This is a genomic window from Kiloniella laminariae, from assembly GCF_027214005.1.
GTDB lineage: Bacteria > Pseudomonadota > Alphaproteobacteria > Kiloniellales > Kiloniellaceae > Kiloniella > Kiloniella laminariae_A.
In genome coordinates, this window is record NZ_JAPWGY010000003.1 from 165,708 (window position 1) to 191,172 (window position 25,465).

Genomic DNA, 25,465 nt, shown 5'->3' on the forward strand with positions numbered 1-25,465 from the left:
GACTAAGTACTGAAAAACATAAGAGCCGGGAGAAACCAAAGATGCATCTCAACCAGGTTGAACATTACAGCAAAAGTGACTGGCAAAAACTCGCTTCCCATTTCCATCCTGAAACGGGCCTGTTCATTGACGGGTCTTATCAAAAGGCGCTCAGGGGCGACAGCTTTCAATCCATCAATCCCGCAACAGGCACCCCTGTTGCCGAACTGGCTCTGGGAACAGAGGCAGACATCGACAGGGCTGTTGCCGCCGCACAGAAATCTTTCCGCTCCGGCAACTGGTCGCGGATGGCTCCAAGGGATCGGATGTCTGTCCTCTATCGCCTGGCAGACCTGATTGAGGAAAACGGGGCTGAGCTGGCTTTGATGGACTCGCTTGATATGGGGAAGCCGATCGCGGATTGCATCGCTGTTGACGTACCTGAAGTTGCCAAAACCTTCCGCTTTTTTGCAGAATGCATCGACAAGATTGAAGGCAGTGTAACAGCCACAGAATATAGTGTTCTCAGCATGGTTCTGCGCGAACCCATCGGGGTTGTCGCCGCAATTTCTCCCTGGAACTACCCTCTGTTGATGGCGACCTGGAAAGTTGCTCCTGCTCTCGCGGCAGGGAACAGCGTTATTCTCAAACCTGCTGAACAATCTCCATTAAGCTGTTTGAAACTGGCCGAGCTTTTTGTCCAGGCGGGTGGCCCCGAAGGTGTCTTCAACGTCGTCAATGGCATGGGCGAAGTTGCTGGCAAAGCCCTGGCACTGCATATGGATGTCGGCAAAGTCAGTTTTACCGGGTCGACCGAAGTCGGCAAGCTGATGCTGATTTACGCAGGCCAAAGCAATATGAAAAAAGTCTCGCTGGAATGCGGTGGCAAGAGTCCGCATATTTTCCTCGGCGATCTCAGCGGTGACCATCTGGATACAGCCGTCGAAACGGCTTGTGGAGCAATATATAGCAACATGGGTGAAGTCTGTAGCGCAGGATCCCGTATCATTGTTGACAGCTCCATTCACGAGGAATTCGTCGAACGGTTTATCCGGAAGGGTAAAGATGCCTTCATTCCTGGTGACCCGCTTGATCCCGCAACAAACATGGGGCCACTTGTCGACCACAGTTCACAGGCCCGGGTCTTGAAAATGACAGAAGATGCCATTCGTGAAGGTGCAAAGCTTCAATTCGGAGGGGATGTTCCCGGCGGCGCGCTGTCTTCAGGGGCTTATGTAAATCCTACGCTTTTCACCTCTGTCCATAATGACATGTCCATAGCCCGGAATGAAGTCTTCGGCCCTGTTGCCTCCATTATCAAGGTAGATGGTCTTGATGAAGCTCTGGCTATCGCCAATGACAGTAACTATGGTCTCGCTGCCGGAATCTGGACCAATGACCTCAACCAGGCACACCGTTTCGTCAAGGAAGTGGAAAGCGGAACCGTTTTTGTCAATTCCTATGATGAAGGGGATATGACACAACCCTTTGGCGGCTTCAAACAGTCCGGTAATGCCAAGGACAAATGTTTCGAAAGCCTCCTCAGCTATACCCGATCCAAAGCTGCCTGGTATCGATTACGTTAAGACAGGTGCAGAGTTTTATGGCTTATTTTGGTAAAAAGCCTGCCGCAGCACCCGACAGGCCTTTTACAAACAGGGGAATATACCCAACTATAAATCAGGGTCCGGCAAGGCCTCTACGATAACAGCGGGAGAAAACAAGTTATGGTGCCGAAACTCATCGTCCGTATCGAAGCGGTCAAAGAGGAAGCAGAGAATATCCGCTCGTATGAACTCCGTTCACCCGACGGCACGGACCTTCCCGTTTTTTCGGCTGGCTCACATATTGATTTTTTTCTTCCCTCAAACATGATCCGGCAATATTCGCTCTCGAATGATCCGGTTGAACGCCACAGATACGTTGTTGCCGTTCAAAAGGAAGAAAATGGACGGGGCGGTTCCAGCTATGTTCATACGAGCCTGAAGCCCGGTGATCAGATCGAGATCTCTCATCCCAGAAATCACTTCGAGCTCGATGAAACGGCAGAGCGATACAAACTGATTGCAGGCGGCATTGGTATAACCCCCATCCTCTCGATGGCGCGTCGCCTGAAATCACTTGGAAAACCGTTTCAGCTTTATTATGCCTGTCGCAACAAACAGCGGGCAGCTTTCACCGAAGAGATGATCGCTTCGGGACTGTCCGGCCATCTGCTTTATTCTTTTGATGATCAGCAAGGCCCCTTGAAAACACAGGCGCTGTTTGGATTGCCGGAACAAGGTGTCCAGATCTATTGCTGTGGCCCGACCGGGCTCATGGATGCAGTCAAATCTGCAACCAGAAGCTGGCCTGTCGGAACCGTGCGTTTTGAGCATTTTTCCGCTGATGAAACCACAGGCCCCCGTGCAGATGACGGCAGCTTTGAAGTCGTGATCAACAGCACCGGCAAACGTTACCAGATTCCAGCCGGGAAAAGCATACTGTCTGTTCTGGCTGAAAACGGTATTTTTGTCGACAATGCCTGCTGTGAAGGAATCTGCGGCACCTGCGAAACTGGCCTGCTTGAAGGAGAGGCCGATCATCGGGATATGGTTTTGAGCGATCAGGAAAAAACCGAAAACCGCCATATCATGCTCTGTTGCTCCCGCGCGAAGAGCGCCAGCCTTACTCTGGATCTCTAACCCGAAGTCCCTGACCAGAACCTGGAAGATAAAGGCTCCTCATCCGAAATGGGGAGCCTTTACGAAATCGTTAGCCTGAATCAGGCTCCGAGATCCCGGGCAGCGCCCTCGATCTCCGCTGTCGGAGCTTTAAGGGTTTTCTTCCCGCTTTCATGATCAAGAACAGCAGGCAATTTTTTTACCTCCTGTATTTCGTTCCCGACAACCCGATCCAGAGCAGCTTTTTGCCCGGCTGGCTGTGATGGAACATCCGGACTTTTCACAAGGGTTGGTCGTTTCCAGGTCAAGCTGTCAAACCGCCCACAATCCCCACAGTGGGCTTGCCATTGATCAGCGATTGCGCCACAGGAATCACAGATCCAGTTGTGTGCAACCAGCGCTGTTTCTGCTTTTTCGAACCAGGCCGCCGCCGCTTTGCTGTTGCCATGCTCTTCCTGCTCCAGCTGCCCCATAAGACGGCAGACCAGTCGGCTGGCCCCCTTGTCTTCCTCTGCCAGCTTGAGGTGGCGTCGGGCCTCGCCCCAGAGTTTGGCCCGAAGGTTCGCTTCTGCCAGGGCAATATGACTTTCATAATGGTCCGGGTTTGAGGCAACCATTTGCCCCAGCCGTTTTACCCGTTCGACAGGGGTTTCTGAAGGCCACAGGCTCATATAGGCCCGGGCAAGTTCTCGGTGAGGCTGGTTTTTCCAGGCCTTGTTCAGCGTTTTGGCTGCAGCGCGAACTTTTCCAGCCCGCGCGTTCATTTCTGCCAGAAGACTTACCGCGGGCACCAGATCTGGAGCAAGTTTGTAAGCCTCCCGGGCAAGAACAAGCGCTTCGTCATGACGTCCGTCATCGCGAGAGATCAAAGCCTGCTCAAGTTTGATAACCGCTCTTTTACGTGTGGCTTCTGCAGAGCTCAGATTTTTGGTTTTTGCGCCGTCTTTCAGGGCCTGATCCGCTATTGCAAAATCTCCTGACGCCTCAGAAAGTTCAAAAAGACTTTCCAGTACCCAGGGAGTTTTGGGACTTATTGCATGGGCTTGCTTTGCCAGTTCCAGCGCCAGGGGCAAATCCCCCCGGCGTTGCGCCTGGATCAACAGGCCCCGCAGACCAAGAAACCGGGTTTCACCACTTTCCAGCATGGCGGTAAAATAGTTTGTCGCAGCTTCTTCATCGCCTTGTAACTGGGCCGATTGCGCAGAAAGCAGCATGGTCAGAGGCGGCTCATCTGCCAGCAGGGCTTCTGCTTTTCTGGCCATCAACGTCGCTGTCTGGGCATCTCCGGCAGCCACGGCAACCATCCCCTGGGTCAGGGCCTTGTATCCACGTTTTTTGCGGTTATCCTGACGTGCCTGACCAAACAGGGCTGGTGCCTTGATCAGCCCACGCCATAAACGATAAAGATAGGCCGCCAGCATCGCGATAAAAACAACACCAAGAAAAAGAATACCTACCGATGTTTCCAGACGGTAGCCGATCCAGTCGATTTCCACCGTCCCCGGGCGGTTTGCGATCCAGATAACAACAGCCAGAAGCAAGGCGAGCTTGAGAAAGTAATACAGTGTCCGTTTCATTTACTGGACTCCCCCTGTGCCGCTGCCCTGCTCGGTAACCCCGATCAACAGCAAAGCCAGCTTTCCGCTCACCCTTTCACCTTCCAGACGGTGCCCGGCCTGCAACAGCCAGGTCTCCATTCCCGAACGTGCTGCAGAGGTCAGCCCTTCCAGTTCACGTACCGCACCGGTCAGATCGCCCTCAAGCAAATAGTTTTCTGCCCGCGCCAGCACCGAAGCTGTTCCTTGCCCGTCAAGCACATCGACCGGACGAATACTGATGACGTTAGAGATACGGCCAAGAGCCTTGTCTACCCAGGTTTGTCCCCCGGCAACCTTGTCGGCTGAAAGAGCGGATCTTGCAGCCGCAGGAAAATCTGCCCGCAACTCTGTCATGCTTGGCAGTCCTTCCGATGCGAAAGAAGAAAGCGGCGCAACCAGATCCTGCAAGGTTGCATTTTCACTTGAAACCGCGCGTACCAGATCAAGTTCACGGATAAAGGGGCCAGAGCCGCGCAGAGCATCACGCAGTTGCAACACCGCCAGTGCAAGATAGACATCGTTCGTAGCAGGCCCTGGTCGCGTAGTCTGCCCCGTACCCAGATTGTCAAAACGAGCAGATAAACTCGCTACTTCGGACTGAAGAGCTTCCAGCCTGCTTGCCTGCGCTGGATCAAACGAGGCAACAGAACCACTGTTCCCCTGTCCTCCTGACTGCTCCAGTTTTTTCAGACGGCTGCCGGTTTCGGCTAGTTCCTTACGCAGCGAATCCATAAGGCCGCGGTCAACATTCGCCGTCGTTACCACAACTCCGCCATCCGTCAGGTTTGAGAGTTGGCGTTCCAGCTCGGACTGGGCAAGCTTGAGGGTGCGGACCTGTTCGGACAAAGACAGAAAGCGGTTTTCAGTTACACCCTGCCCCTGATTAGTCAGAGCATGCTGTTCAAGCCCGACAATACGTTCTTCCAGATTTTCCAGCGATATCTGGTTTTCACTTGCCCCGATAACCGGCAGGCGTTCGACCATGGGAAGCCAGTATCCCCGGGTATAGACCACTGCCGCCAGGACCAAAGCACAGGTTCCGACACCAAACAGAAAGGAATTCATCCCCCCGCTCCGACGTGGCGACACTGCTGCGGGACTTTCTGCCTGAGAAAACGATTTATCCGACTCCTCTTTCTTAATGTCAGACTTACCGTCAGAAATATCGATTTTTGTTGTTTTCACGGACACTTCCGGACCTTTACCTGATACAGGCTTCCCGCCAGAAGCAGGAACAGATCCACCGTTTTTACTGTCATCAGAACCGCTCGAAGTTCCTGCGGGAACTGATGAACTTTTTACAGTTGCCTCCTTGCTCTCCGTTTCTTTCTCGGAAACAACAGCGGCTTGATCTTCGGTTTCGTTATTCAACTGATCACTTTCCCTTACCCTGGCAACGTCCAATTTTATGTTCGCTTTTGCAGCAGCTTGGAGGATTTCCTCATGCCGGGCCGCCGGAATGGAATCCCGTTCCTTCCATCCCTGAACCGTGCTCACTGCAATCCCAAGGCGATTGGCTAAAGGGCGCAATCCACCAAAAGCAGAGATAATCTCCTGTGCGGGACTTTCTCCGCTGCTGGGAGTTTCCACACCGTCAGATCCTTTAGGATTTTTCCCTGGTGTTTTGGTTTCCGGGGACGTCGGTTTATCACCCTGTTTGCTTGCCATTCCTGAACCTCTGTCGCGTCGAAAGGGAATTTCACTCCAACTATGCGCCAGACCAGAAGGAAAATCCAGTACGTACGTACTCTCAGGTGTTTTTCATAATTAGCTGTTTCATGGCATCCCCTGTCGGTTCTGATGCTGTATAAATTTTTGCCTGGTCAAACACTCGCAAGGATTCTGACACAGCATAACTGAGGCAAAAAATCCGACAGCCCGCCAAAGTCACATTTAATCCTGACGTGGCGACTAGCTGTGAGAATATTCTTGAAGATCTTGGTGAAAAAAAGCTTATCTCATTGATATTGTTTGTTTTTAATTGATTTATCGTTGCGGGAAAGAATACTTTAGACGCCGCAGCATAGTAGAGAATTTCACGTCGATAGCAGAAACCAGATCGCTCAAGCTCACCTTTGAGATCTCCTGCCAATTCCGAAGCCGCAGGATGAAATAAAACACCGTTACCAGGGTTCAGTTGCTTGCATATAAGGGTCGCCAGATTTGTAACATCACCTTGAGCTGAAAATACTTTTTCGAATCCGGATTTTCTGGCCTCGGTTGCCGAAGCGTCTCCGACGCAATAAACCGGAGTATCAAAAGGAACCGGATACTGTTTCAGCGCACGTACACCATTGGCTGATGTAATGACAAAAGCCTGTACGCCTGTGAAATCAATATCCTTGCCGGGATAGAACTCGATTTCGATCACCGGATCACACAAGACCGTACGCCCCATGGAACGAAGATCAGAAACCAGGGGCTCACAATCAACTGTCGGCCGGGTAACAAGATGCAAAATCATCTCTCACCCCTTGATTCAGAGTTGCTGGGCTTCCAGCTCTTTAAAAAATGCCTCGCCAGCCTGCTCTTTGAGATCCTGCCCTGCAGAGCGCCCAAGTTTCTCAGCATCACCAAGTGCGCCTCGTCTTTCTGCCCGGAAAATCTGGCTGCCATCTGTCGACGCCAGAAGAGTACGCAAATAAAGCTGATCCCCTTCAATCTCGGCCAGAGCCGCAATCGGCGTTCGGCAGGACCCGTCAAGTTCTGCGAGACAGGCGCGTTCTGCAGAAATCCGCTGCATTGTCGGAAGATGATGGATCGCATCCACATAGGAGCGCACCCTTGAATCCCCGCTGCGAATTTCGAGTCCAACCGCACCCTGAGCCGGAGCAGGAAGCATTTCCTCAATAGAAAGCGCTGCAGTAATCAGTTCTGACTGTTTCAGGCGGTTCAAGCCAGCCACGGCCAATAATGTTGCATCGACTTGGCCTTCTGCCAGTTTACGCAAACGGGTTTGCACGGACCCCCTGAATGTAATCACCTCCAGATCCGGGCGACGGGCCTTGATCTGTGCCTGACGTCGCAGGGACGCAGTACCGACAACCGCACCTTGCGGCAAAGCATCCAGGGATGATGCCTTGTTTGAGAACCAGGCGTCACGGGGGTCTTCACGTTCAAGAACAGTTGAAATTTCAAGCCCCTCTGGCAACCAGGTCGGGACATCTTTCATTGAATGCACGGCAACATCAATACTTTGATCCTGCAGTCCTTCTTCGATTTCCTTGGTGAACAACCCCTTGCCACCAATCGCCGCAAGCGCCCGGTCCTGGATCATGTCCCCTGTGGTTTTGATCACCACAATCTCAATCGCGTCATCCTGAGCCAGTTCCTCATGAGCCGCAGCCAGCAACCGTTTCACTTCGTTGGCCTGAGCCAGAGCAAGCGGGCTCCCCCGTGTCCCAAGTCGCAAAATAGGTAGATCAGTCATTAGTAACGCCATTATATTTCGGGTGTTATTCGGGCCCGGTTTCTCCGGATGATTCTGCTGCACTCTACCCGTTCAGGATGATTCCGACAATTCCCATCGCCAGAAACAGCGACGCGACCAAGCGACGCAGAACAGCGCCTTCTCTGAAATAGAGTCCTCCAATAAGCACGGATATGGGAATGGAGGCCTGTCGCACTGTCGCGACAGCAGCAACATCAGCACCTTCACTATAAACGTAGAGAATGAGGAAATAAGAGCTGTAGCATATCGCTCCAATCATAAAATAATGAACCGGGCGGGCAATAAAGGCCTTAACCGTGCGCACCCCGGCATTATCACGATCAATAAGCCAGTAAAGCAGACAGTAACTGGGAAAACAGAAAAGGTTGACCCAAAAATTGAGCACTGACGGCTCAAGAACCTGCATGGCCGTTGCATCCGCAAGGGTATAAATTCCGGTCCCGAGCAGAGACAAAAGTGCAAAACCCAGGGTTACCGGATCATCAAACAGCCGGTGTCCTCGCCGGTATTGCAACATAAAGGCAGCAAAGAGAACCAGCAGGACAAAAAGGATGACAAGAAGGTCATATGACTGGCCTAAAACCAGAAAATTAAAGGCTATCACAATCAACGGCGTCGAGCGGATAATCGGATAATAGGCCGAAAGGTCGCCTCTTCTGAGCACAGCAACCAGCCCGCTGCCATAGCACATCTGACCGATCCAGGAAAAAATCACCAGATCCCATGCTTCAAAAGCAGCAAATAAATCAAACCCGGACAACAGGCTGTGACCAAAAGCAATAGTGATCATGCCCAAGGTCAGTGCCAGAAATCCGGTTCTCTGGTTTTCTCCCTTCTTGATCAGGGTATTCCAGAGTGGATGCAGGCAAGCTGATAACAACACCAGCGCAGCGATTGTAAGTCCCATAAAAAAGTACCCGGGCAGGACTCGCAATCATAACGGATTTTCTCATCCGGGATTTACGTGTCACAAAAAAAAAATAAACACATAATGTTGTATTCACCTCATTCCTGAGGGGCAACTTTTTTATCAAATAACTGATATTAATAGTAATTGTTAAGTTTATCGTTTTGTCAGAAAAGACATGTAACGGATTTGGAAAGGTCTGTTACCGGGTTATGTGTTTTTCGGCCCATTCCATCCCCTGCGCAAGCCATTCCATCTTGATATGATGCCCACCCGGATGAAGGCACAGCTCCAGCACCCTGCCAGAGTTGCAATTATCCCAGACCTGACAAACCAGTTCTGCTAACCTCTGCTCGACGGGCTCACCTTTACAGCCATTTTCATCTTGCCATATAGCCACACCTTCCCGTACATCGCCCTGATACCAGCGGCTGCCAATCTGACGACCTTTCATCGGCACCACCGTGTCCGAAAGGCCATGAATGTGCCGCAAGTTAACCGCCGTTTGGCAACTTGGTGGATGTGGACGCCAGAACGAACCCGCAACCGGGAAAAATGCCGTGAATTCTTCACCCGTATAACAGGCAACATCCCAGACCATGGACCCGCCCTGGGAAAACCCGCTCGCCCAGATCCTCGTGTCATCCAGTCGCCAGGTGGCTCGCAAATCATGTAATATATTACGGGTAAAGGTTATTTCGTCCCTTTTTTCACTCGGTGCTCCCACGTTTGACCAGCTTCGGTTCAAACCATCTGGCACAACAAGCAAAACCCCTTTATGCGCCGCCAGCGCCCGCAAGTTCCGGTTTTTGATCACGCTTTCAGCTGACTGGCCATACCCGTGATAATAAAACAGTACTGGCATGGCCTGGTCCACGAGACCATTCCCCGGCAAGACAACAAGATAATGCCCTCCCGCAACATCCCTTTTCTGAACAAGTGTATCGTCTTCTGGTGTTTCGGCCTGAGAGATTGAGGCAATTAACAGACCCAAGGCAAATACACCCAATACGACAAACAACTCTAAATGTTTCATGATTTGATCGCCTGCACCTGGCTTGTGTTAATGCCACATGATCAGGCTTCAGATGTTTATGTAAAAACAATTTTTGGTTATCTATCACCGGATGGGTTGCGGAAGACGCGCCCTTCATCATAATCCTTCAGCAAAGACTTGCCGCAGCGCGGCAGATAGTATTTTCTGGTTACAGAAACAAACGAGTCTTGGCTGAACTGTATAATTTCCGCCTGCTCCTCACGACAGCCACTTCAGACAGCAACGGGAAAAATGAAGGTTCTTGGTATCGAAACCAGCTGCGATGAAACAGCCGCAGCAATTGTCGACAGCGATCACAACATTCTGGCAAACAGGGTGCTTTCCCAGCTTGAAGAACATGAACCCTATGGCGGGGTGGTACCGGAAATCGCAGCCCGCAGCCACATGGATCATCTCGATCGGCTGATCCGTGAAGCACTCGAAGAAGCCAGACTTGGTTTCGAGGACCTGGACGGGATTGCCGCAACAGCCGGCCCCGGTTTGATTGGCGGGGTTTTTGTCGGGGTCATGACAGCAAAAGCAATTGCCGCTGCCCGAAAATTGCCTTTTCTGGCTGTAAACCATCTGGAAGGTCACGCCCTTACAGCCCGATTGACCGAAGGAGAAGCAGCGGCATTTCCCTATCTCCTGCTGTTGGTGTCAGGCGGCCACTGTCAGCTGCTCGCCGTGGAGGCTGTCGGCTGCTACAGCAGGCTTGGGGGAACAATTGACGATGCTGTCGGGGAAGCTTTTGACAAAACCGCAAAAATGATGGGACTTCCTTATCCTGGCGGCCCCTTGATGGAACAGATTGCGAAGAAAGGTGATCCTGAGCGCTTTGATCTTCCCCGTCCGATGAAAGGACGACCTGGATGTGATTTTTCCTTTTCCGGGCTGAAAACTGCAGTACGCAACAAGATTCTCGAACTGGCTGGCGAAGACGGTGCAATTTCCAATCTTACTGATCAGGACAAATCAGATCTCGCAGCCTCTTTCCAGGCTGCCGTGGGTGACGTTCTGATTGATCGCTGCTCGCATGCAATGGATCTTTTCCAAGCCAGATACGGACGCCCCGGCCCCCTGGTTGTCGCAGGGGGTGTCGCGGCAAATCTCGCCCTGCGTGACCGCCTTACCGCGCTGACAGACCAGCGTCAAACCAGCCTGCTGGCCCCACCTGTAAAACTTTGCACCGATAACGGAGTCATGATTGCCTGGGCCGGGCTTGAACGGCTGCAGCTGGGTCTGACGGACTCGCTTGATTTTGCCCCCCGCCCCCGCTGGCCGCTGGACCAGCTTACAGGTGTAAAGGATCGCGCCTGATGTCTGACACATGCTCTGCTTCTGTTGGCGTGATCGGCTCCGGTGCGTGGGGAACTGCCCTCGCAGCTGTTGCTGCAAATGCGGGTAACAGTGTGGCCATCTGGTCGAGAAATCCACAAGTAGTAGACGATATAAACAATCAGCATGAGAATGCCCTCTATCTAAAAGGTGCCGCGCTTGATCCCACTATTCGTGCAACCACGGATGCCAAGGATCTTGAGAATGCCGATCTATTACTGCTGGTTACCCCTTCCCAACATCTCCGGTCTGTGATTACCCCGATCAAACCATTGATTGACCCGGATGTTCCCCTGGTACTCTGTGCCAAAGGTGTTGAGATCAGTAGTGGCCTGTTGATGAGTGAGATGCTCGAAGAGGTACTGCCCAAGAACCCTCTGGCCGTACTTTCCGGACCAACTTTTGCCATCGAAGTTGCCCGGGATCTGCCGACAGCCGTTACACTGGCCTGTGCAGATGCGGCTCTTGGACGAAAATTGGCCAACACGCTCGGCAGCCGTGCCTTCAGAATCTATCATTCGACTGATCCCGTTGGTGCCGAAATTGGCGGGGCCGTTAAAAATGTTATCGCCATTGCTTGCGGCATCGTTGATGGCCGTCAACTGGGTGACAACGCCCGGGCTGCCCTTATTACCAGAGGCCTGTCCGAGATCGTACAGCTTGGCATCGCCAAGGGGGCGCGTCGGGAAACCCTGATGGGCCTTGCGGGTATGGGCGATCTGACCCTCACCTGCACAGCAACACAATCACGCAACTATGCCCTGGGCAAAGCTTTGGGCAGCGGCGAGAAGCTGGCAGATTACCTAAAGGGACGCATTACCGTGGCGGAGGGCCTTGGCTCAAGCAAATCCGTCTCGGCTCTTGCCCGAAAACTCCAGATCGACATGCCAATCTGCAATGCCATCTGTGACGTACTCCATCATCAGGCTGACATTGATCAGACCATTGCTGATTTACTCGCCCGTCCCCAAAAAGCAGAATTCTAACTATCGATTGCCACAACAGGAAAATACCAATGAAATTTATCTTTTCTTGCGTTGATAAAAAAGACCATGCCCACATCCGCGCTGAAAACCGCCCGGCTCACCTCGAATATCTGGGCAAGTTCATGGATCGGGTCGTTGTTGCCGGTCCTACTCTTGGTGCCGATGGAGAAAGCATGACTGGTAGCCTTCTCATCCTTGAATTCGACGATGCCATCGCCGCTCAGGAATTTGCCGAGAACGACCCTTACAAACTGGCAGGACTATTCGAACAGGTCACGATTACACCCTGGAAACAGGTTTTACCTAAATAGATTATTACCAGTCCCTGTTTCCTTCCAGCCTGACAGCGACGGACAACAGCGTTGTCTTGAAAATTCACAATGTTATGCTGGCCCTGGTTGGAAACAGGGAGAGTCTCGATGGCATACTGGCTGATCAAAACCGAACCCGGCAGCTGGTCCTGGCAGGATCAGGTCGAGAAGGGAAACGAGCACTGGAATGGTGTGCGCAACTATCAGGCTTCAAATTACATGAAAGCGATGAAGCTGGGCGATCACGCTTTTTTTTATCATTCGGTGAAAGAGAAAAGCGTGGTCGGAATCGTTGAAATTTCCCGTGAGTATTATCCGGATCACACTGATGAAAGCGGCCGTTTTGGCATGGTCGATGTTCGGACCGTCAAAGCGCTGAACAGACCTGTTAGCCTTGCAGAAATAAAAGCAGAAAAAGACCTTCAGGAAATGGCCTTGTTAAAACAGTCCCGTCTTTCGGTCATGCCTGTTACCAACGCTGAATGGCAGATTATTTGTAAAATGGGGCAGACAGTTCCAGACGTATAAACGGATATTCCGCAAACACCAAAAACCACCCGAGGGGAAGAAATACCAGAATTTCTATTTTTTCCCGCCTTCAGAGAGAACCTTTTCCACAGCCTGATTCAGGGCTGATGTCAGGCTTTTGCCAACAGCACCACCACTTCCCTTGATACCCTGAGAGATAATGATCCGCATGGCATCAACATGTGCTTCAATCAAATCGAGCCGCTGACAGGCCGCGACCATGTCCTTCTGGATCAATTTGCAGAGGGATTTACCTGTTTCAGTCAGCAGGGGAAAGTTAAAGGTCCCCGCCTGACCTTTGATGTCATGGCTGATTCCCTGTATTTCATCGATCAGAGCTTCGGGAGCCGGACTACTTTCCCGGGCCTTCTCCAACAATCTGGAAATTTTCTCTACATCCTCGGCGACCCAAACCTCGTACTCCTGCTCCATATCCTGCAAAGCAGATTCGGCTGAGGCCACAATGTCTTCAAGATCAGGTCCCCCCCGTGTCGGGACTTTGGATTTGAGATTATTCGTCGGCATTTGCACGTTCGCTTCCACTTATCGACACTTTGATCAATGCCCCTGGCTCTTCATAAAACATTTGGACCCAAGGGGGCTTTATTGCAGTTTAAAGCAAAATTCTTAACCAAGTAACAACAAGAACAAATAGAGTAACTTGTTAATTTTAAAAATAAAAAATAAACATCAACCAGGATCTGCTTCTTATCAATTTCATTTATTACCTATTAACTCCTGCTCATTAGAATAAGACTAAATATAATAGATCCCTGCCGCCCGAATTCGTTATCACCAATGTATGACCCCAAGGTAACAGCATGGATCAGTGAAGCCATTCGGAGCACCCATGAGTGAAAACGAGGTAATCGCTTCTCTACGTCAGGCCCGTGATCGTTTCCTGGCTTTTGCCTTCTGTCGTGCAGACTTGCTGATCGAACTTTCTGATACCCACAAAATTGTCTTTATCAGTGGCGCTACCCAAAGCCTATTCGGTCGCACAGTAGACGATTTGACGGGGCAGTCATTACTTGATCTCGTTGTTCCCCATGAGCGGCCCGTGCTCCACCAACTGCTCAACGGCATGGTTGGAGGAGACCGCCCCGACCCCATCAATATCCGTTTTGTTAAAAAATCGAAAGAGCCACGGGACCTTTCGATTACCGGATACTATGTCGAGGATCTCGAAAAACATTTCTTTCTTTCCTGCAAAATTCCTTCCGCTCATGCTGTGACAGCCCCACAGGTTCACGACAGACTCAGTTTTGGCCAAGCTGTGATTGAGCATCAGAAAAGCAATCCAGAAGACAAGCTGACCTTTATTGAACTGGAAAATTATGATGAATTTTCCAAACGCCTGACCAAGGAAACCAGATCTGAACTTAGCGAAACCATTAACAGCTATCTGCGTGCCAGCTCTTCAGAAGCCAACTCGGCTGCGTCTTTTGGCAATGGTCGCTATGGTTTGATCAGCCGCCCTGATCTGGATATTGAGCATCTCAGCAACGAAATCACCCGTCAGGTTCAGGCAGCAGATCCTACGGGTGTTGGCCTCAAGATTGAAAAAGCCAGCATCGCGCTTGCTGACAGTGGCATCTCTGGCGGAAATGCCGCCCAGGCCCTGAGTTTCATGATCCAGCAGTTTGCCCAGGACCATAATCAGGCCTTTAGTCTGGAAGAGTTGGCCCATTCGCTGCCGGAAATTCTTGTCCGGATACAAAAGACCGCAACACGGATCAAAAACGTGATCAACGGCGCTGATTTCATGATCGTTTTTCAGCCGATTATTGATCTCAAAACTCGCAGAACCCATCATTACGAAGTTCTCGCACGTATTAACGATGAAACAGGATCACCCCAGGATTTCATCAGATCAGCCGAAGATCTTAACCTGATCAAAGGTTTCGATCTTGCTGTCTGCCGTAAAGCAATCAAATGGCTGGAAAATAATCCGAGCAAAAATTTCAGGCGGCAACTGGCTGTCAATCTCTCTGCCGCCTCGATTGGAGAACAGGATTTCATCGAAAAACTGATCCCCATGCTCGAACCCTTCAAGGATACCCCTGAGAAGTTATTGTTCGAAATAACGGAATCCACCAAAATTCCTGATCCGGTACTCGCCAATCAATCGATACAGAGCTTGCGTAAACTGGGGCATAAAGTGTGCCTGGACGATTTTGGTGTCGGCGAGGCTTCCTTGCAATATCTTAGAATGTTCCAGATTGATATTCTCAAGATTGATGGCAGTTATGTTAGGGAAGCATTGAATGATACAACCTCGACCCACATCCTCTCTTCCATTGCTGATCTGTGTAAAAAACTGAATATCACGACTGTTGCAGAAATGGTCGAGGATGAAGCCACGACCAATATGCTGATTGGCTGTGCTATCGATTTGGGACAGGGCTATTATTTCGGACGCCCCTGTAATGACATAACGGTATTTGAGGAACCGGATAAACCTAAAATCGTCGTTCGCCGCGGCCAGAGTTCCGAAACATGGTCCTGAAGTCCTAAATTTTTACTGTCCGACCAAATTTCAAATATTTCAAAACTTTGCTGTAAAGATTTTGCTGCATTGCGGTATAATTTTTCATTATCAGACCAATAACTTATCGAAAATTTCCAGATAGATCTTGAGAAAGCATCTTTTTGCGTAAATAATCCCTGCGAAGAAAAATTCGCCGCTCAAAGAAGTGGCGCAACAATAAATAAAAATAAGGGAGACCGAAGCATGTCGGACGCCACTGTTTTCCCAGTCCCGGAAAATCTTGCCGAAAAAGCCTGGGTAGATGAATCTCGTTATCTGCAGATGTATCAACAATCCGTCGAGGACCCGGAAGCATTCTGGGCCAAACATGGCAAAAGAATACATTGGTTCAAACCCTTTACCAAAGTAAAGGATATCAATTTCGGGCCAGAAGATGTTCATATCCGGTGGTATGAGGACGGCACCACCAACGTCTGTTACAACTGTATTGACCGCCATTTACCCACGAAAAAAGATGACACCGCGATTATCTGGGAAGGCGATGACCCCAGCGAACATGAGTATATCACTTATGGTCAGCTCTATGATCACGTCTGCCGTTTTGCCAATGCGCTAAAAGCCCGAGGTGTAAAGAAGGGGGACCGGGTCACCATCTACATGCCGATGATCCCTGAAGCCACCTACGCCATGCTCGCCTGTGCCAGAATTGGTGCTGTGCACTCCATCGTTTTTGGCGGCTTCTCTCCCGATGCCCTCGCCGGCCGCATTCAGGGCTGTCAATCAAACTGTGTGATTACAGCTGATGAAGGGCTTCGCGGCGGCAAAAGCATTCCGCTTAAAGCCAACGCCGACAAGGCACTTGAAAGTTGTCCCGGTGTCGACACGGTATTTGTGGTCAAACGCACAGGCGGCAATATCAGCTGGAATGACAAACGCGACGTCTGGTGGCACGAAGCCTGCGAAGCCGCAGACAACAGCTGCCCGGCTGAAGAAATGAATGCCGAAGATCCTCTGTTCATTCTCTATACCTCCGGCTCGACCGGCCAGCCGAAAGGTGTCTTGCACACGACCGGTGGTTATCTCGTCTATGCCTCGATGACCCATAAATATGTCTTCGACTATCACGACGGCGATATTTACTGGTGTACAGCTGATGTGGGCTGGATTACCGGACACAGCTATATCGTTTACGGCCCTTTGACCAATGGTGCGACTACACTTGTTTTTGAGGGTGTCCCCAACTACCCAAGCGCCTCGCGATTCTGGGAAGTTTGCGACAAACACAAGGTCAATATCTTCTACACTGCACCAACAGCCATCCGTGCCCTGATGCGCGAAGGCCTTGCAGCGGTGAAAAAAACCTCCCGCTCCTCCCTGCGACTGTTGGGGTCGGTTGGCGAACCAATCAATCCCGAAGCCTGGATGTGGTACCACGAGGTTGTTGGCGAGGGGCGATGCCCAATCGTCGATACCTGGTGGCAGACAGAAACAGGCGGCATTCTGATCACACCGCTGCCTGGCGCCACCCCACTCAAACCAGGTTCTGCGACACGTCCCTTCTTTGGCGTGAAACCCCTGCTGGTTGATAACGACGGGAACACGCTAGAAGGCGCGACAGAGGGCAACCTCTGCCTTTCAGATTCCTGGCCCGGCCAGATGCGGTCGGTCTATGGCGATCACGAGCGCTTCATCCAGACTTACTTCTCGACGTACAAGGGCCTCTATTTCACCGGAGATGGCTGTCGCCGGGATGAAGACGGTTATTACTGGATCACCGGACGGGTCGATGACGTCATCAACGTCTCAGGCCACCGCATGGGAACCGCCGAAGTTGAATCCGCACTTGTCGCCCACCCAAAGGTCGCCGAAGCCGCCGTCGTTGGCTATCCCCACGATATCAAAGGTCAGGGCATCTATACTTACGTAACCCTGAACCTTGGGGAAGAGCCAAGTGATGAACTGCGCAAGGAGCTTGTTACCTGGGTGCGCAAGGAAATCGGCCCGATAGCCACCCCGGATCTGTTGCAGTGGGCTCCCGGTCTGCCCAAGACCCGTTCCGGTAAAATCATGCGCCGGATCCTGCGCAAGATTGCCGAAAATGATTACGGCAGCCTTGGCGATACCTCGACGCTTGCTGACCCAAGTGTGGTTGACGATCTGATCGAAAACCGCATGAACAGATAGACTACAAAATAGAAAAGAGGCAAAGCAGCATCAGTCCGCTTTGCCTCTTTTACTTTTCTATCCATATCTTAAATCAATTCCATTTCTGCTTCAGAAAATCCAGAAAAACCCTAAGCTTTAGCGGTACGTACTCCAGCTGCTGGTAATAGGCCCACATCTCGAAGGGGGCGCTGGAAAGCTCCTGCAGGACAGGGGCCAATTCTCCTCGCGCCAATTCCTTTTCGATAATCAGGGCCGGGATATAGGCAATCCCCTGACCATCGACCGCAGCGGCAATAATAGCGTCAGTATTGTCACTTCTCAGTTTCCCTTCGACCATCACTGGAGCATGCCCCGGAAACTGCCACTCCGTTCTCCCTTTCCCCAACCCATAACACAGGCATTGATGTGCAGACAGATCTGAAAGGAGTCCGGGCTCTCCCCGCGCAGCCAGATAGCTTGGAGCAGCAAAAAGGAAATTATGATATCGGCATATCCGCGCACCGACAAACGCCCCTGAATCAAAGCCAGATATCCAACGTGCCAAGGATACATCAACCTGAGACAGGGGCAGCTTGTCATAATTGACAGCCTGCAGTTCGGTTTCAATATCTGGATAACGGCGCATAAACTCACCGATAGCAGGTACCAAAAACCGGTTTAAGAGAGGTGCCGGAGCCGCAATTGTCAATTTCCCACGCGGGGTCTGCCCAAGACTGGCTGTCTCTTCCAGCAGGGTTTGCCATTCTCCTCCCAGAAACCGCATCCTGTTGTAAAAATGCTCTCCAGCTTCTGTTAGTGAAATCCGGCGTGTGGTTCGTCGCAACAGCTGAACTCCGAGCAGGTTCTCAAGTTCGACAAGCCGCTTACTGACCACTGAAGGGCTGACATGCAACGCCCTCGCAGCTCCTGCCATGGTCCCCTGCTCCACAACCAACCGAAGCATCAGACCACGATCAAAATCATCCATATTATTTCCACTACAAGAACATTCACTTCGAAAATACAGCAATTGTTTTCATCTTATCCAGCAATAAAGTGGTATCTGCTTTAAACGATACCGAACAAGGAAGTTGAAATGTATGTAATTGAAACTGTCAGCTGGAACGCAAAGCCCGGTGTAATGGATCAACAAATGATCAAAGCTGTCAGTGTAATGGTCCCGGATTTGGTGCAGTTACCAGGCTTCCTGCACCAGAGTCTGGTCAAAACGTCACAGGGAAAATGGATTGGCATTTACTACTGGGATACCGAGGCCAATGCCCATGCCTCCAATGATCTCATGGCAGGCAAGGCCTCTCTGGAACAGCTTGTTTCCCTGATTGATCTGGAGAGCCTCGCAATAGAAGTCATGGCACCGCTTCAGGAATCCACGCCCCTCATAATCACGAGATAACCCGTAGAGAAGAGAAAGGGCTTAGGGGCCTACTCCACCTGTGTTATCAAAACATCCAGCACAGCAGCGCCTCTAGACCAATCCTTCGTAAATCTTTCGCTCCGGATCAACCGCGGCGCGCTCGTCTCGCTGTAAAGCCTTCCAGATCTGAAACAGGGCATCCGAAAGGCTGGTTTCACCGGCCAAAGGTATCGCCTGTGGATCGGCGCAAATCAGGCCGCTGTTCAATCCTTGATAATAAATGATCCATTTCTGTGCGGTTTCTGCGGACAGACCCTGATCCTGAAAAATCTGGGACCACTGGTCTTCGGGAAGAGAAATCGCAGCAATATGTTTGCTCAGAACATTGCGAACCGCTTCTGAAATATCGTCAAGGTTGAAAGCCCGGGGACCGTGTAATTCCAGCAACTGCTGCCCGGCTGCCGGGTCAAGGAGCGCGGACAGCAATAAGGACACCACATCCCTGTTTGCCACCATTGGGAAAGCGGGGCCATCAGCCAGGAAAACAGGAAACACCGAATGGCTTTTTGCCATTGTCAGGGCGGGCGCCAGGTTTTCCATCAGGAACGCGATCCTCAGCACCGTCAGATCTCTGCAGCGGTCCATAAGTTTCTTTTCGACATCAGAGAAAAAATCGGCCCAACCTGTGGCTTCTCCTGCACCCATGGCAGAAAGGAGTATCACTTCGGGTTTTTCCGGCAAATCATCCAGAGCCTCAAACAGAGCCTTGCAATAGTTTTCCCGGTACGTGAAGGAGCCATCATCCCGGCTGAAGGGCGGTAATATAAGCAATAGCCGCTGGGCACCGTCCAGTGCCTTTATCCAGCTCGCTTTATGTGCGGGATCTCCTTCGTTCACCTCTGCTCCCCGCCCCCGCCAGAGATCTCGACAGCTCGCATCCGCCGTCAGAATTCTGACCAGTAGGCCTTGCCCGACCAGCTGTTCGGTTACAGAGCGGCCTATCGTGCCTGCAGCATCAGCAATGAGGTACATCCAAATTTTCCTTACAACAATTCGCTCCCTTTATCACTCTCTCAACAACTTGGGACAAGCTGCAAAAAAGCCGCAGCCCAGAGAAATCGGAAAAGGAGAAATCTGAAAACCGGAGAAACTCTGTTGCTTTATTTTTGAAAGGGGCTCTGTGATAGACTATGACATCAGGATTAATACCGCTCTGCTAAAGGTCAGTCATGCGCTCCAGTTGTCCCATTTCCCGGTCACTTGATATTCTTGGCGACAGGTGGACCTTGCTTGTCATTCGCGACTTGATGTTTTTCGGCAAAAACCAATATGGGGAATTCCTGGCCTCGCCAGAAGGAATTTCCACCAATATCCTTGCAGATCGACTGAAAAATCTGGAGCAGGTCGGCATCATAAGCAAAGAAGCCTATCAGCATAACCCGGTTAGATATACCTACTCCCTGACCTCGAAAGGCAAGGATTTACAACCTGCTCTTGCTGCTCTCTTTAGTTGGGGGCTTGAGCATGTGGAAAATTCCATCCCGCCAGACCAATCCCTTCTTAAACTGCAGGATTGATCCCCTCTAACAAGGTACATCAACAGCCTTGCAGAGAAAATGCATCATAGGCATGGCCGCTTTATAGGACTTCACAACATCCTGTAAAAATTCAGGTTTCTGCGCAGCTTCTGGTGAAGCCCGATGCATCAGAAAAAAAGTTTTGCGTTTCAGATCATCAAGATGCGGACTAGCTGCCGTAAATCCCTTTGGCGGGCGTTGTAATCCATCACCCCCGACACCTCCAAACATTTTTTTCAGCGCCTTGTCCTCAATGACCTTGCTCCAGGCTTCAGGGCGATCAGTAATTGCCCGGCGGATTTTGTAGAGAGCGTCACTGGGGGGCAACCAGATCCCAGCGCCATAGAAAACCTCATCTGTTGCCAGGTGAACATAAAACCCCGGTGCATGAACATCTCGTCCCAGACCATGACGAAAATGACAGGCCGCATGCTCCTTATAGGGACGTTTGTCTTTGGAAAAACGTACATCGCGATGAATCCGGAACATGGAACCACCATTGCGGCGCGCATCCGCAACAAAATGCGGCGTTAGTTCTGCCAGAGGATCAACCATAGCCTGGATAAAATCGAGCAGAGGATCTTGCAACGTTTCCCGATAACGTTTTTTATTGGCCTGAAACCAGTCGCGGGTGTTGTTTTCCTTCAATTCATCAAGAAAATCAAAACCGGCTTTGGGAAAACCGGAAAATCCCGAACTCATATCTAGCTCCTTCTTGGCGGAAAAGCGTCAAACTTGGGAATGGTATCATCCATTGAATCCCAAGGCAGTGCATTTTTGACAAACATATCCGCTGTCGGTCTGTAAAGCTCAGGACGATCCAATGTTGCCGCCCCGATCAGGACAAGCCCCGGGCCTATTTCGGGTTTGCCATAAAGGCGACTGTTACAGCTGGCGCAAAAAAAAGTGCGCATTTTTTTACCGCTGCCGCCTGTTGTCTCAAAACAGGTAACCTCCCCTGTCACAGAAAAACTGTTTTCAGGAACTCCCAGTAAAGAAATATAGGCAGCGCCACTCAGCTTCTGGCAGTTGCGGCAGTGGCAGTTAACCTTGAAGGCTGAATCAAGACAACTTGTCTTATATCTGACCTTGCCACAAAAACACCCGCCTTCCAGGACATCGATCATATTTTCCTCCTCAGACCTGACCTGTTTTTTTACAATTACATAACTTGCAAAACAAAAGTGACTTGAATATGTCAAATCAGAATAAGAATTCAACCCGAAGATCTTGTTGGATCAATCTTTAATAGCCCCATTCCGCAAGAACCCTGAACAGACAAATGCCACAGCTTTGCGATGAGAGAAGCATTTTTGCCTCATCTGCCTCGACACTATGACAGATCAGTCAAATTATTGCCTTTATTCAGTCACTTACCCTTTTTGTGACACAAAAATGTACAAAGAGGATGCCCAAGTTTGACCAGATCTTGTCCCTTCACTTTGCCCCGTGCCCCACCCTATGTTTTGAGGACAGCAACAACAGAACAATAAAGGAACTATACAATGAATAAATTGCTTCTTGCTTCTTGTGCTCTGGGTCTTCTTGGCGTGGCTTCCCTTGCTAATGCTGCTGAGGTCGCTGGTCGGGTCATGACAACCGACCCGGCCTCCAACACAATTGTAATGGAAGATGGAACAGTGCTGCAGCTGCCAGAAAACCAGACGGTAGAAGGCCTTGCGCCCGGGACAGAGATCATTGTGACCTTTGATGAGCAAGATGGAAAAAACATGGTCACCGATATCAAACCTGCTTCATAACAACAGGTTTATCATTAACGGTACTTATAACAGGGGCGTGTATATACACGCCCCTGTCTGTTCATTTTCAGGAAGGTATATCGTCGATGGCATTAAGTCCTGCCAGACGTTTTTTCCGGGCTTCAGCATAGCGTGTTGCCAGTTTGAAAGACACCCAATAGCCGACAAGCCCCAAACCGATGCTATAGGGAAGAAAGCCAACCAGAATTGAGGTCCCTGCTTTTTCAAGCATAAACCGGAAAACCTCGACTACTGTACCCCACAAACCGGACTCAAAGGTAAGATGCTGACCAATGGTTCTGGAGAAACTTTCAAAGTCCTGTTCCGGGTCGAAATCGAGCAGCAACAGCCTTCCTGTGACATAATAGAGATAGTACAGAGGAAGCATGGTCAAGGGATTGGAGAGCCAGGACCAGGCCATGGCGATAATCAGGCTGAATTGCCAGCGCAATACATAACGGCAAACCCACCAGACAACAAAAACCATATAGAGTTGAACGCCGACTGTTGGCGTCATGCCCAGTGCCAGTCCCATCATGACACCACGGGCAACAGTCTCCGGCTGGTCGACAGACCTGAGTACGGGTATCACCAGGCGAAAATAAAGTAACCGAAGCATTCCTGCGCTCGGTTCTTTCTTATTGCGGGCGTGCATCTTGTTCTTGAACCAGGACTTCATCTATTCTTCTGTTAACGCCCTCTATAAATATATTCGAATTTCGCAAATAGGAATTGATCATCCTTGTGACAACATACCGTGACTGTTATAAACCAAAATTATCGTTAGTCCACGGACAAAAATCCACTTTTCCGGGCTGTGACAGACCATCACAGTTCCTTGTGATCATCACATGCAAAGGGTAACGAAAGCATGAATCTACCCAACTGGCTCAGTGTTTTCAGAAGCGGCGCAGGCTTCATTGTCATTTACCTGCTCACCCAGGGTACACAACCCCTTCTGATCACAGCCATCGTGGTGATGATGATTGCCGAAATATCAGACATGGCAGACGGTCACATTGCCCGTCGCTATGGCCAGGTCACCAAGCTCGGGATGATTATTGATCCCATGAGTGACAGCCTCTACCGCGCCATGGTGTTTATCGGATTTCTTGGAATTGGCTGGATACCCGTGTGGTTTGTAGCAATTATTATCACGCGGGATATCGTGGTTTCCTACCTGCGGATTTTCGCCCAGCAACAGGGCTTTACCATGGCTGCCCGCTCCAGCGGAAAAATCAAGGCCATCGTCCAGGCATGTGCCCAGGTTTGGACAGTCGGTCTCTACGCCCTTAACGGGTTTTTCAGCCAGTACATGGATATCCCCCAGGTTTCTTTCTGGCTGTTGGCAATTGCCACAGCTGTCACGGCCTGGTCGGGTTTCGACTATGCACTGGGCTATGTGAAATCCCTGCGCAAACCCGCTTGATTTATTGCCAAGAGCCACGGGCAAGCGTTTGATTTAAACAACTTTCTCGCCAACACGCATCTTTTCTATAACCCAGGGTGCAAAACGGGAAATTTCAGGTAGACAGCGTTGTTCCAGAATTTCGCAGGACTTCTTGCTGATCATTTTTTGCAGTGATTCCAGTTCATGGCGACGGGTTGCCAGCATCAGGCTACGCGAAAACGCTGGCCCAGGCAGGGGTTCACAACGGATTGATGGCAAATGTGTCTTTGCCTGCAGGAGACAAAGCGGGGTGGTAATCGCCCAGCCGATCCCGACAGCAACCATCGCAAGCGTTGCATCGGCAGTATCGAACTCAAACCGACGCCGTGCCTCAATCCCGAGCCGTCGCAGATGAGTCTCTATGTTAATCCCGGTCAGGGAACGAGAGCTATACCGTACCAGGGGAATATCTTCCGACAGCTCCTTCAGGCTTTCTATTTTTTTTGTGTATCCCACAGGCAGGGCGAGAACAAAGGGTTCCCGCAGCAAACGATGCGAAATAATTCTCTCTTCCGTTTCCACACTGCCTTCCGTGATCACAACATCCACCTCCCGGGTAAACAGCCGCTTCACATGCAGCTTGGTCAAACCAGACCAGACTGACCACTCCAGCGCCTCATCCATCAATTCCTTAACCAGATGCGGCCCGACTGTAATCCCGAAGGAATCGACCATTCCTACATTCAATCTCGGCAGAGATCTCTGTTGGTGGGCCCGCACCATAAAGGAGGTTTCCCGCGCCGTATCAAGCAGGGATTTGGCCCGATCAAACAGGGTACGCCCTGCAGGCGTCAAGGCTGGCGGACGTACAGCACGGTCCATCAGCTTGACATTCATTTTCTTCTCAAGTCCACCAACAGCCTGGGAAACAGCTGATTGCGTAATTCCCTTCTGCTGCGATGCGGCTGTCATTCCCCCTGCTTCGACAACTGTCACAAAAATGTCCAACGCACGCAGATCAAGATCGAGATGAGACACAAAAAACTACCTTAAAAAGAGATAACTGCCCGAAACCGTTTATTTTTTGGCCACAGAGCCTTTCAGGAACCCGATAAAAGCAGGCCAACCTGATCGCCTATCCAACAATTAGCAACATTAGTATTACTTATAGTCTCATCAAAGCAAAAAGATCACACAAAGAGTGAGGGGAAGCAGCCTATAGGTCGCAACCCTTGCCTGAACGACTGCTATACGCGGATTTTTGACTGCAATATTGAAAACCCATTATCAATGAATATCTGTTGATTTTTTGTTCACTAAATGTTCCCATTAATGCTCATTTTTCAGAGGATGCATCATGGCGACAACAACTAAATTGCTGGAAGCACACTGTTCCTTTATCGAACAACAGCCGCTTTTTTTTGTGGCAACTGCTGGTCACAAGGGTCGGGTCAACCTCTCTCCCAAAGGTGTGGACAGCCTGCGTATTATTGATGAAAAAACAATCATGTGGCTTAACCTTAGTGGAAGTGGCAACGAAACTGCAGCTCACTTGCGTGAGTTAAATCGTATGACATTGATGTTCTGTGCCTTTGAAGGATCTGCTCTGATACTCCGGGTTTATGGTCAGGCAAAAGTTCTCCATCCCAGAGATTCCGGATGGAAGACATCTCTCGCCGCGTTTCCCGCTCTTGCCGGAAGCCGTCAGATTTTCATCATGACTATCGATCTTGTCCAGACCTCTTGCGGCACAGGTGTTCCTGTTATGCAGTTTGTCGAAAACCGGGCAGAGAAAGAACTTATCCCCTACTACGAAGAGATGGGACCAGAAGGTGTTGAAAAATACTGGAAGAGAAAAAACACCCGAAGCATTGATGGCCAGCCAACCGGAATATTCAATGATTCCGGGGTATGACCTTAGAGTTCATCA

26 protein-coding genes are annotated in these 25,465 nt (G+C 50.6%); 13 read left to right on the top strand and 13 right to left on the bottom strand.

What is annotated here, in order from left to right:
* Positions 1–41 precede the first annotated feature (41 nt).
* Entirely contained in the window at positions 42–1,565 is a 1,524-nt protein-coding gene (locus O4H49_RS09810; RefSeq protein ID WP_269423256.1) for an aldehyde dehydrogenase, read from the top strand.
* 141 nt (positions 1,566–1,706) lie between these two features.
* Positions 1,707–2,663 carry a PDR/VanB family oxidoreductase gene (locus tag O4H49_RS09815; RefSeq protein WP_269423257.1) on the top strand — a complete coding sequence of 319 codons (957 nt, stop codon included), beginning with the start codon at positions 1,707–1,709 and terminating at the stop codon, positions 2,661–2,663.
* Between the two features lie 80 nt (positions 2,664–2,743).
* Here O4H49_RS09815 and O4H49_RS09820 read toward each other — a convergent pair whose 3' ends face one another.
* The 6 genes from O4H49_RS09820 to O4H49_RS09845 form a co-directional block, all read right to left on the bottom strand.
* On the bottom strand, positions 2,744–4,219 hold the full coding sequence (locus O4H49_RS09820) for a heme biosynthesis protein HemY (protein ID WP_269423258.1): 1,476 nt from the start codon (positions 4,217–4,219) through the stop codon (positions 2,744–2,746).
* Positions 4,220–5,908, bottom strand: coding sequence for a carph-isopro domain-containing protein (locus O4H49_RS09825; RefSeq protein ID WP_269423259.1), 1,689 nt, complete (start codon positions 5,906–5,908; stop codon positions 4,220–4,222).
* Positions 5,909–5,990: 82 nt separating this feature from the next.
* Positions 5,991–6,704: a uroporphyrinogen-III synthase gene (locus O4H49_RS09830; protein ID WP_269423260.1), complete on the bottom strand. Its 714-nt coding sequence runs from the start codon at positions 6,702–6,704 to the stop codon at positions 5,991–5,993.
* Positions 6,705–6,719: 15 nt separating this feature from the next.
* Complete coding sequence (hemC, locus tag O4H49_RS09835; protein ID WP_269423261.1) at positions 6,720–7,670, bottom strand: hydroxymethylbilane synthase; 951 nt, start codon at positions 7,668–7,670, stop codon at positions 6,720–6,722.
* Positions 7,671–7,734: 64 nt separating this feature from the next.
* The gene (locus O4H49_RS09840) at positions 7,735–8,598 is read right to left on the bottom strand and encodes a hypothetical protein (protein ID WP_269423262.1); all 864 of its coding nucleotides are present in this window, start codon (positions 8,596–8,598) and stop codon (positions 7,735–7,737) included.
* Positions 8,599–8,800: 202 nt separating this feature from the next.
* Complete coding sequence (locus O4H49_RS09845; protein WP_269423263.1) at positions 8,801–9,634, bottom strand: alpha/beta hydrolase family esterase; 834 nt, start codon at positions 9,632–9,634, stop codon at positions 8,801–8,803.
* Positions 9,635–9,886: 252 nt separating this feature from the next.
* On the opposite strand from O4H49_RS09845, the gene tsaD reads away from it, so the two are divergent.
* The 4 genes from tsaD (at position 9,887) to O4H49_RS09865 (ending at position 12,797) form a co-directional block, all read left to right on the top strand.
* Positions 9,887–10,954: a tRNA (adenosine(37)-N6)-threonylcarbamoyltransferase complex transferase subunit TsaD gene (gene tsaD, locus O4H49_RS09850; RefSeq protein ID WP_269423264.1), complete on the top strand. Its 1,068-nt coding sequence runs from the start codon at positions 9,887–9,889 to the stop codon at positions 10,952–10,954.
* The gene (locus O4H49_RS09855; RefSeq protein ID WP_269423265.1) at positions 10,954–11,958 is read left to right on the top strand and encodes an NAD(P)H-dependent glycerol-3-phosphate dehydrogenase; all 1,005 of its coding nucleotides are present in this window, start codon (positions 10,954–10,956) and stop codon (positions 11,956–11,958) included. The genes tsaD and O4H49_RS09855 overlap by 1 nt, the downstream gene beginning before the upstream one ends.
* Before the next feature lie 29 nt (positions 11,959–11,987).
* Complete coding sequence (locus tag O4H49_RS09860) at positions 11,988–12,269, top strand: YciI family protein (protein WP_269423266.1); 282 nt, start codon at positions 11,988–11,990, stop codon at positions 12,267–12,269.
* 108 nt (positions 12,270–12,377) lie between these two features.
* On the top strand, positions 12,378–12,797 hold the full coding sequence (locus O4H49_RS09865; protein WP_269423267.1) for an EVE domain-containing protein: 420 nt from the start codon (positions 12,378–12,380) through the stop codon (positions 12,795–12,797).
* 54 nt (positions 12,798–12,851) lie between these two features.
* Here the strand turns inward: O4H49_RS09865 and O4H49_RS09870 are convergent, their stop codons facing one another.
* Positions 12,852–13,322 carry an Hpt domain-containing protein gene (locus O4H49_RS09870; RefSeq protein ID WP_269423268.1) on the bottom strand — a complete coding sequence of 157 codons (471 nt, stop codon included), beginning with the start codon at positions 13,320–13,322 and terminating at the stop codon, positions 12,852–12,854.
* Positions 13,323–13,647: 325 nt separating this feature from the next.
* Here O4H49_RS09870 and O4H49_RS09875 point away from each other — a divergent pair, with 325 nt between their 5' ends.
* Both O4H49_RS09875 and acs read left to right on the top strand, forming a co-directional pair.
* Positions 13,648–15,306 (top strand): EAL domain-containing protein, encoded by a 1,659-nt coding sequence (locus O4H49_RS09875; protein WP_269423269.1) that lies wholly within the window; start codon positions 13,648–13,650, stop codon positions 15,304–15,306.
* A gap of 225 nt (positions 15,307–15,531) precedes the next feature.
* Positions 15,532–17,472, top strand: coding sequence for an acetate--CoA ligase (gene acs, locus O4H49_RS09880; protein WP_269423270.1), 1,941 nt, complete (start codon positions 15,532–15,534; stop codon positions 17,470–17,472).
* A 73-nt stretch (positions 17,473–17,545) separates the two neighbouring features.
* Here acs and O4H49_RS09885 read toward each other — a convergent pair whose 3' ends face one another.
* Positions 17,546–18,421, bottom strand: coding sequence for a LysR family transcriptional regulator (locus O4H49_RS09885; RefSeq protein ID WP_269423271.1), 876 nt, complete (start codon positions 18,419–18,421; stop codon positions 17,546–17,548).
* Positions 18,422–18,529: 108 nt separating this feature from the next.
* Here O4H49_RS09885 and O4H49_RS09890 point away from each other — a divergent pair, with 108 nt between their 5' ends.
* Positions 18,530–18,847, top strand: coding sequence for a hypothetical protein (locus O4H49_RS09890; RefSeq protein ID WP_269423272.1), 318 nt, complete (start codon positions 18,530–18,532; stop codon positions 18,845–18,847).
* A gap of 72 nt (positions 18,848–18,919) precedes the next feature.
* On the opposite strand, the gene O4H49_RS09895 is transcribed toward O4H49_RS09890, so the two are convergent.
* On the bottom strand, positions 18,920–19,840 hold the full coding sequence (locus O4H49_RS09895) for an NAD(P)H-binding protein (protein ID WP_269423273.1): 921 nt from the start codon (positions 19,838–19,840) through the stop codon (positions 18,920–18,922).
* A gap of 197 nt (positions 19,841–20,037) precedes the next feature.
* On the opposite strand from O4H49_RS09895, the gene O4H49_RS09900 reads away from it, so the two are divergent.
* Positions 20,038–20,385, top strand: a complete 348-nt coding sequence (locus O4H49_RS09900) for a winged helix-turn-helix transcriptional regulator (RefSeq protein WP_269423274.1) — start codon at positions 20,038–20,040, stop codon at positions 20,383–20,385.
* A gap of 6 nt (positions 20,386–20,391) precedes the next feature.
* Here O4H49_RS09900 and O4H49_RS09905 read toward each other — a convergent pair whose 3' ends face one another.
* Together O4H49_RS09905 and O4H49_RS09910 are read right to left on the bottom strand one after the other, a co-directional pair.
* Positions 20,392–21,087, bottom strand: coding sequence for a DUF2461 domain-containing protein (locus O4H49_RS09905; protein ID WP_269423275.1), 696 nt, complete (start codon positions 21,085–21,087; stop codon positions 20,392–20,394).
* Positions 21,088–21,089: 2 nt separating this feature from the next.
* On the bottom strand, positions 21,090–21,512 hold the full coding sequence (locus tag O4H49_RS09910) for a GFA family protein (protein ID WP_269423276.1): 423 nt from the start codon (positions 21,510–21,512) through the stop codon (positions 21,090–21,092).
* Between the two features lie 378 nt (positions 21,513–21,890).
* Here O4H49_RS09910 and O4H49_RS09915 point away from each other — a divergent pair, with 378 nt between their 5' ends.
* Positions 21,891–22,145: a DUF1344 domain-containing protein gene (locus O4H49_RS09915; RefSeq protein ID WP_269423277.1), complete on the top strand. Its 255-nt coding sequence runs from the start codon at positions 21,891–21,893 to the stop codon at positions 22,143–22,145.
* A gap of 67 nt (positions 22,146–22,212) precedes the next feature.
* Here the strand turns inward: O4H49_RS09915 and O4H49_RS09920 are convergent, their stop codons facing one another.
* Positions 22,213–22,824, bottom strand: coding sequence for a DUF2062 domain-containing protein (locus O4H49_RS09920; RefSeq protein ID WP_269423278.1), 612 nt, complete (start codon positions 22,822–22,824; stop codon positions 22,213–22,215).
* A 192-nt stretch (positions 22,825–23,016) separates the two neighbouring features.
* On the opposite strand from O4H49_RS09920, the gene pgsA reads away from it, so the two are divergent.
* Positions 23,017–23,574: a CDP-diacylglycerol--glycerol-3-phosphate 3-phosphatidyltransferase gene (gene pgsA, locus O4H49_RS09925; RefSeq protein ID WP_269423279.1), complete on the top strand. Its 558-nt coding sequence runs from the start codon at positions 23,017–23,019 to the stop codon at positions 23,572–23,574.
* Between the two features lie 33 nt (positions 23,575–23,607).
* Here pgsA and O4H49_RS09930 read toward each other — a convergent pair whose 3' ends face one another.
* Positions 23,608–24,573, bottom strand: a complete 966-nt coding sequence (locus O4H49_RS09930) for a LysR family transcriptional regulator (protein WP_269423280.1) — start codon at positions 24,571–24,573, stop codon at positions 23,608–23,610.
* 319 nt (positions 24,574–24,892) lie between these two features.
* On the opposite strand from O4H49_RS09930, the gene O4H49_RS09935 reads away from it, so the two are divergent.
* Positions 24,893–25,450, top strand: coding sequence for a pyridoxamine 5'-phosphate oxidase family protein (locus O4H49_RS09935; protein WP_269423281.1), 558 nt, complete (start codon positions 24,893–24,895; stop codon positions 25,448–25,450).
* Positions 25,451–25,465 lie beyond the last annotated feature (15 nt).

Bases quoted from the DNA above. Each gene is read 5' to 3' on its own strand.
- O4H49_RS09820 (WP_269423258.1), bottom strand. From the start codon at position 4,219: ATGAAACGGACACTGTATTACTTTCTCAAGCTCGCCTTGCTTCTGGCT.
- O4H49_RS09875 (WP_269423269.1), top strand. From the start codon at position 13,648: ATGAGTGAAAACGAGGTAATCGCTTCTCTACGTCAGGCCCGTGATCGT.
- hemC (WP_269423261.1), bottom strand. From the start codon at position 7,670: ATGACTGATCTACCTATTTTGCGACTTGGGACACGGGGGAGCCCGCTT.
- O4H49_RS09860 (WP_269423266.1), top strand. From the start codon at position 11,988: ATGAAATTTATCTTTTCTTGCGTTGATAAAAAAGACCATGCCCACATC.
- O4H49_RS09905 (WP_269423275.1), bottom strand. From the start codon at position 21,087: ATGAGTTCGGGATTTTCCGGTTTTCCCAAAGCCGGTTTTGATTTTCTT.
- tsaD (WP_269423264.1), top strand. From the start codon at position 9,887: ATGAAGGTTCTTGGTATCGAAACCAGCTGCGATGAAACAGCCGCAGCA.
- O4H49_RS09890 (WP_269423272.1), top strand. From the start codon at position 18,530: ATGTATGTAATTGAAACTGTCAGCTGGAACGCAAAGCCCGGTGTAATG.
- O4H49_RS09910 (WP_269423276.1), bottom strand. From the start codon at position 21,512: ATGATCGATGTCCTGGAAGGCGGGTGTTTTTGTGGCAAGGTCAGATAT.
- O4H49_RS09845 (WP_269423263.1), bottom strand. From the start codon at position 9,634: ATGAAACATTTAGAGTTGTTTGTCGTATTGGGTGTATTTGCCTTGGGT.
- O4H49_RS09830 (WP_269423260.1), bottom strand. From the start codon at position 6,704: ATGATTTTGCATCTTGTTACCCGGCCGACAGTTGATTGTGAGCCCCTG.
- O4H49_RS09935 (WP_269423281.1), top strand. From the start codon at position 24,893: ATGGCGACAACAACTAAATTGCTGGAAGCACACTGTTCCTTTATCGAA.
- O4H49_RS09840 (WP_269423262.1), bottom strand. From the start codon at position 8,598: ATGGGACTTACAATCGCTGCGCTGGTGTTGTTATCAGCTTGCCTGCAT.
- O4H49_RS09920 (WP_269423278.1), bottom strand. From the start codon at position 22,824: ATGAAGTCCTGGTTCAAGAACAAGATGCACGCCCGCAATAAGAAAGAA.
- O4H49_RS09865 (WP_269423267.1), top strand. From the start codon at position 12,378: ATGGCATACTGGCTGATCAAAACCGAACCCGGCAGCTGGTCCTGGCAG.
- O4H49_RS09870 (WP_269423268.1), bottom strand. From the start codon at position 13,322: ATGCCGACGAATAATCTCAAATCCAAAGTCCCGACACGGGGGGGACCT.
- O4H49_RS09815 (WP_269423257.1), top strand. From the start codon at position 1,707: ATGGTGCCGAAACTCATCGTCCGTATCGAAGCGGTCAAAGAGGAAGCA.
- O4H49_RS09900 (WP_269423274.1), top strand. From the start codon at position 20,038: ATGCGCTCCAGTTGTCCCATTTCCCGGTCACTTGATATTCTTGGCGAC.
- pgsA (WP_269423279.1), top strand. From the start codon at position 23,017: ATGAATCTACCCAACTGGCTCAGTGTTTTCAGAAGCGGCGCAGGCTTC.
- acs (WP_269423270.1), top strand. From the start codon at position 15,532: ATGTCGGACGCCACTGTTTTCCCAGTCCCGGAAAATCTTGCCGAAAAA.
- O4H49_RS09825 (WP_269423259.1), bottom strand. From the start codon at position 5,908: ATGGCAAGCAAACAGGGTGATAAACCGACGTCCCCGGAAACCAAAACA.
- O4H49_RS09855 (WP_269423265.1), top strand. From the start codon at position 10,954: ATGTCTGACACATGCTCTGCTTCTGTTGGCGTGATCGGCTCCGGTGCG.
- O4H49_RS09885 (WP_269423271.1), bottom strand. From the start codon at position 18,421: ATGGATGATTTTGATCGTGGTCTGATGCTTCGGTTGGTTGTGGAGCAG.
- O4H49_RS09810 (WP_269423256.1), top strand. From the start codon at position 42: ATGCATCTCAACCAGGTTGAACATTACAGCAAAAGTGACTGGCAAAAA.
- O4H49_RS09895 (WP_269423273.1), bottom strand. From the start codon at position 19,840: ATGTACCTCATTGCTGATGCTGCAGGCACGATAGGCCGCTCTGTAACC.
- O4H49_RS09915 (WP_269423277.1), top strand. From the start codon at position 21,891: ATGAATAAATTGCTTCTTGCTTCTTGTGCTCTGGGTCTTCTTGGCGTG.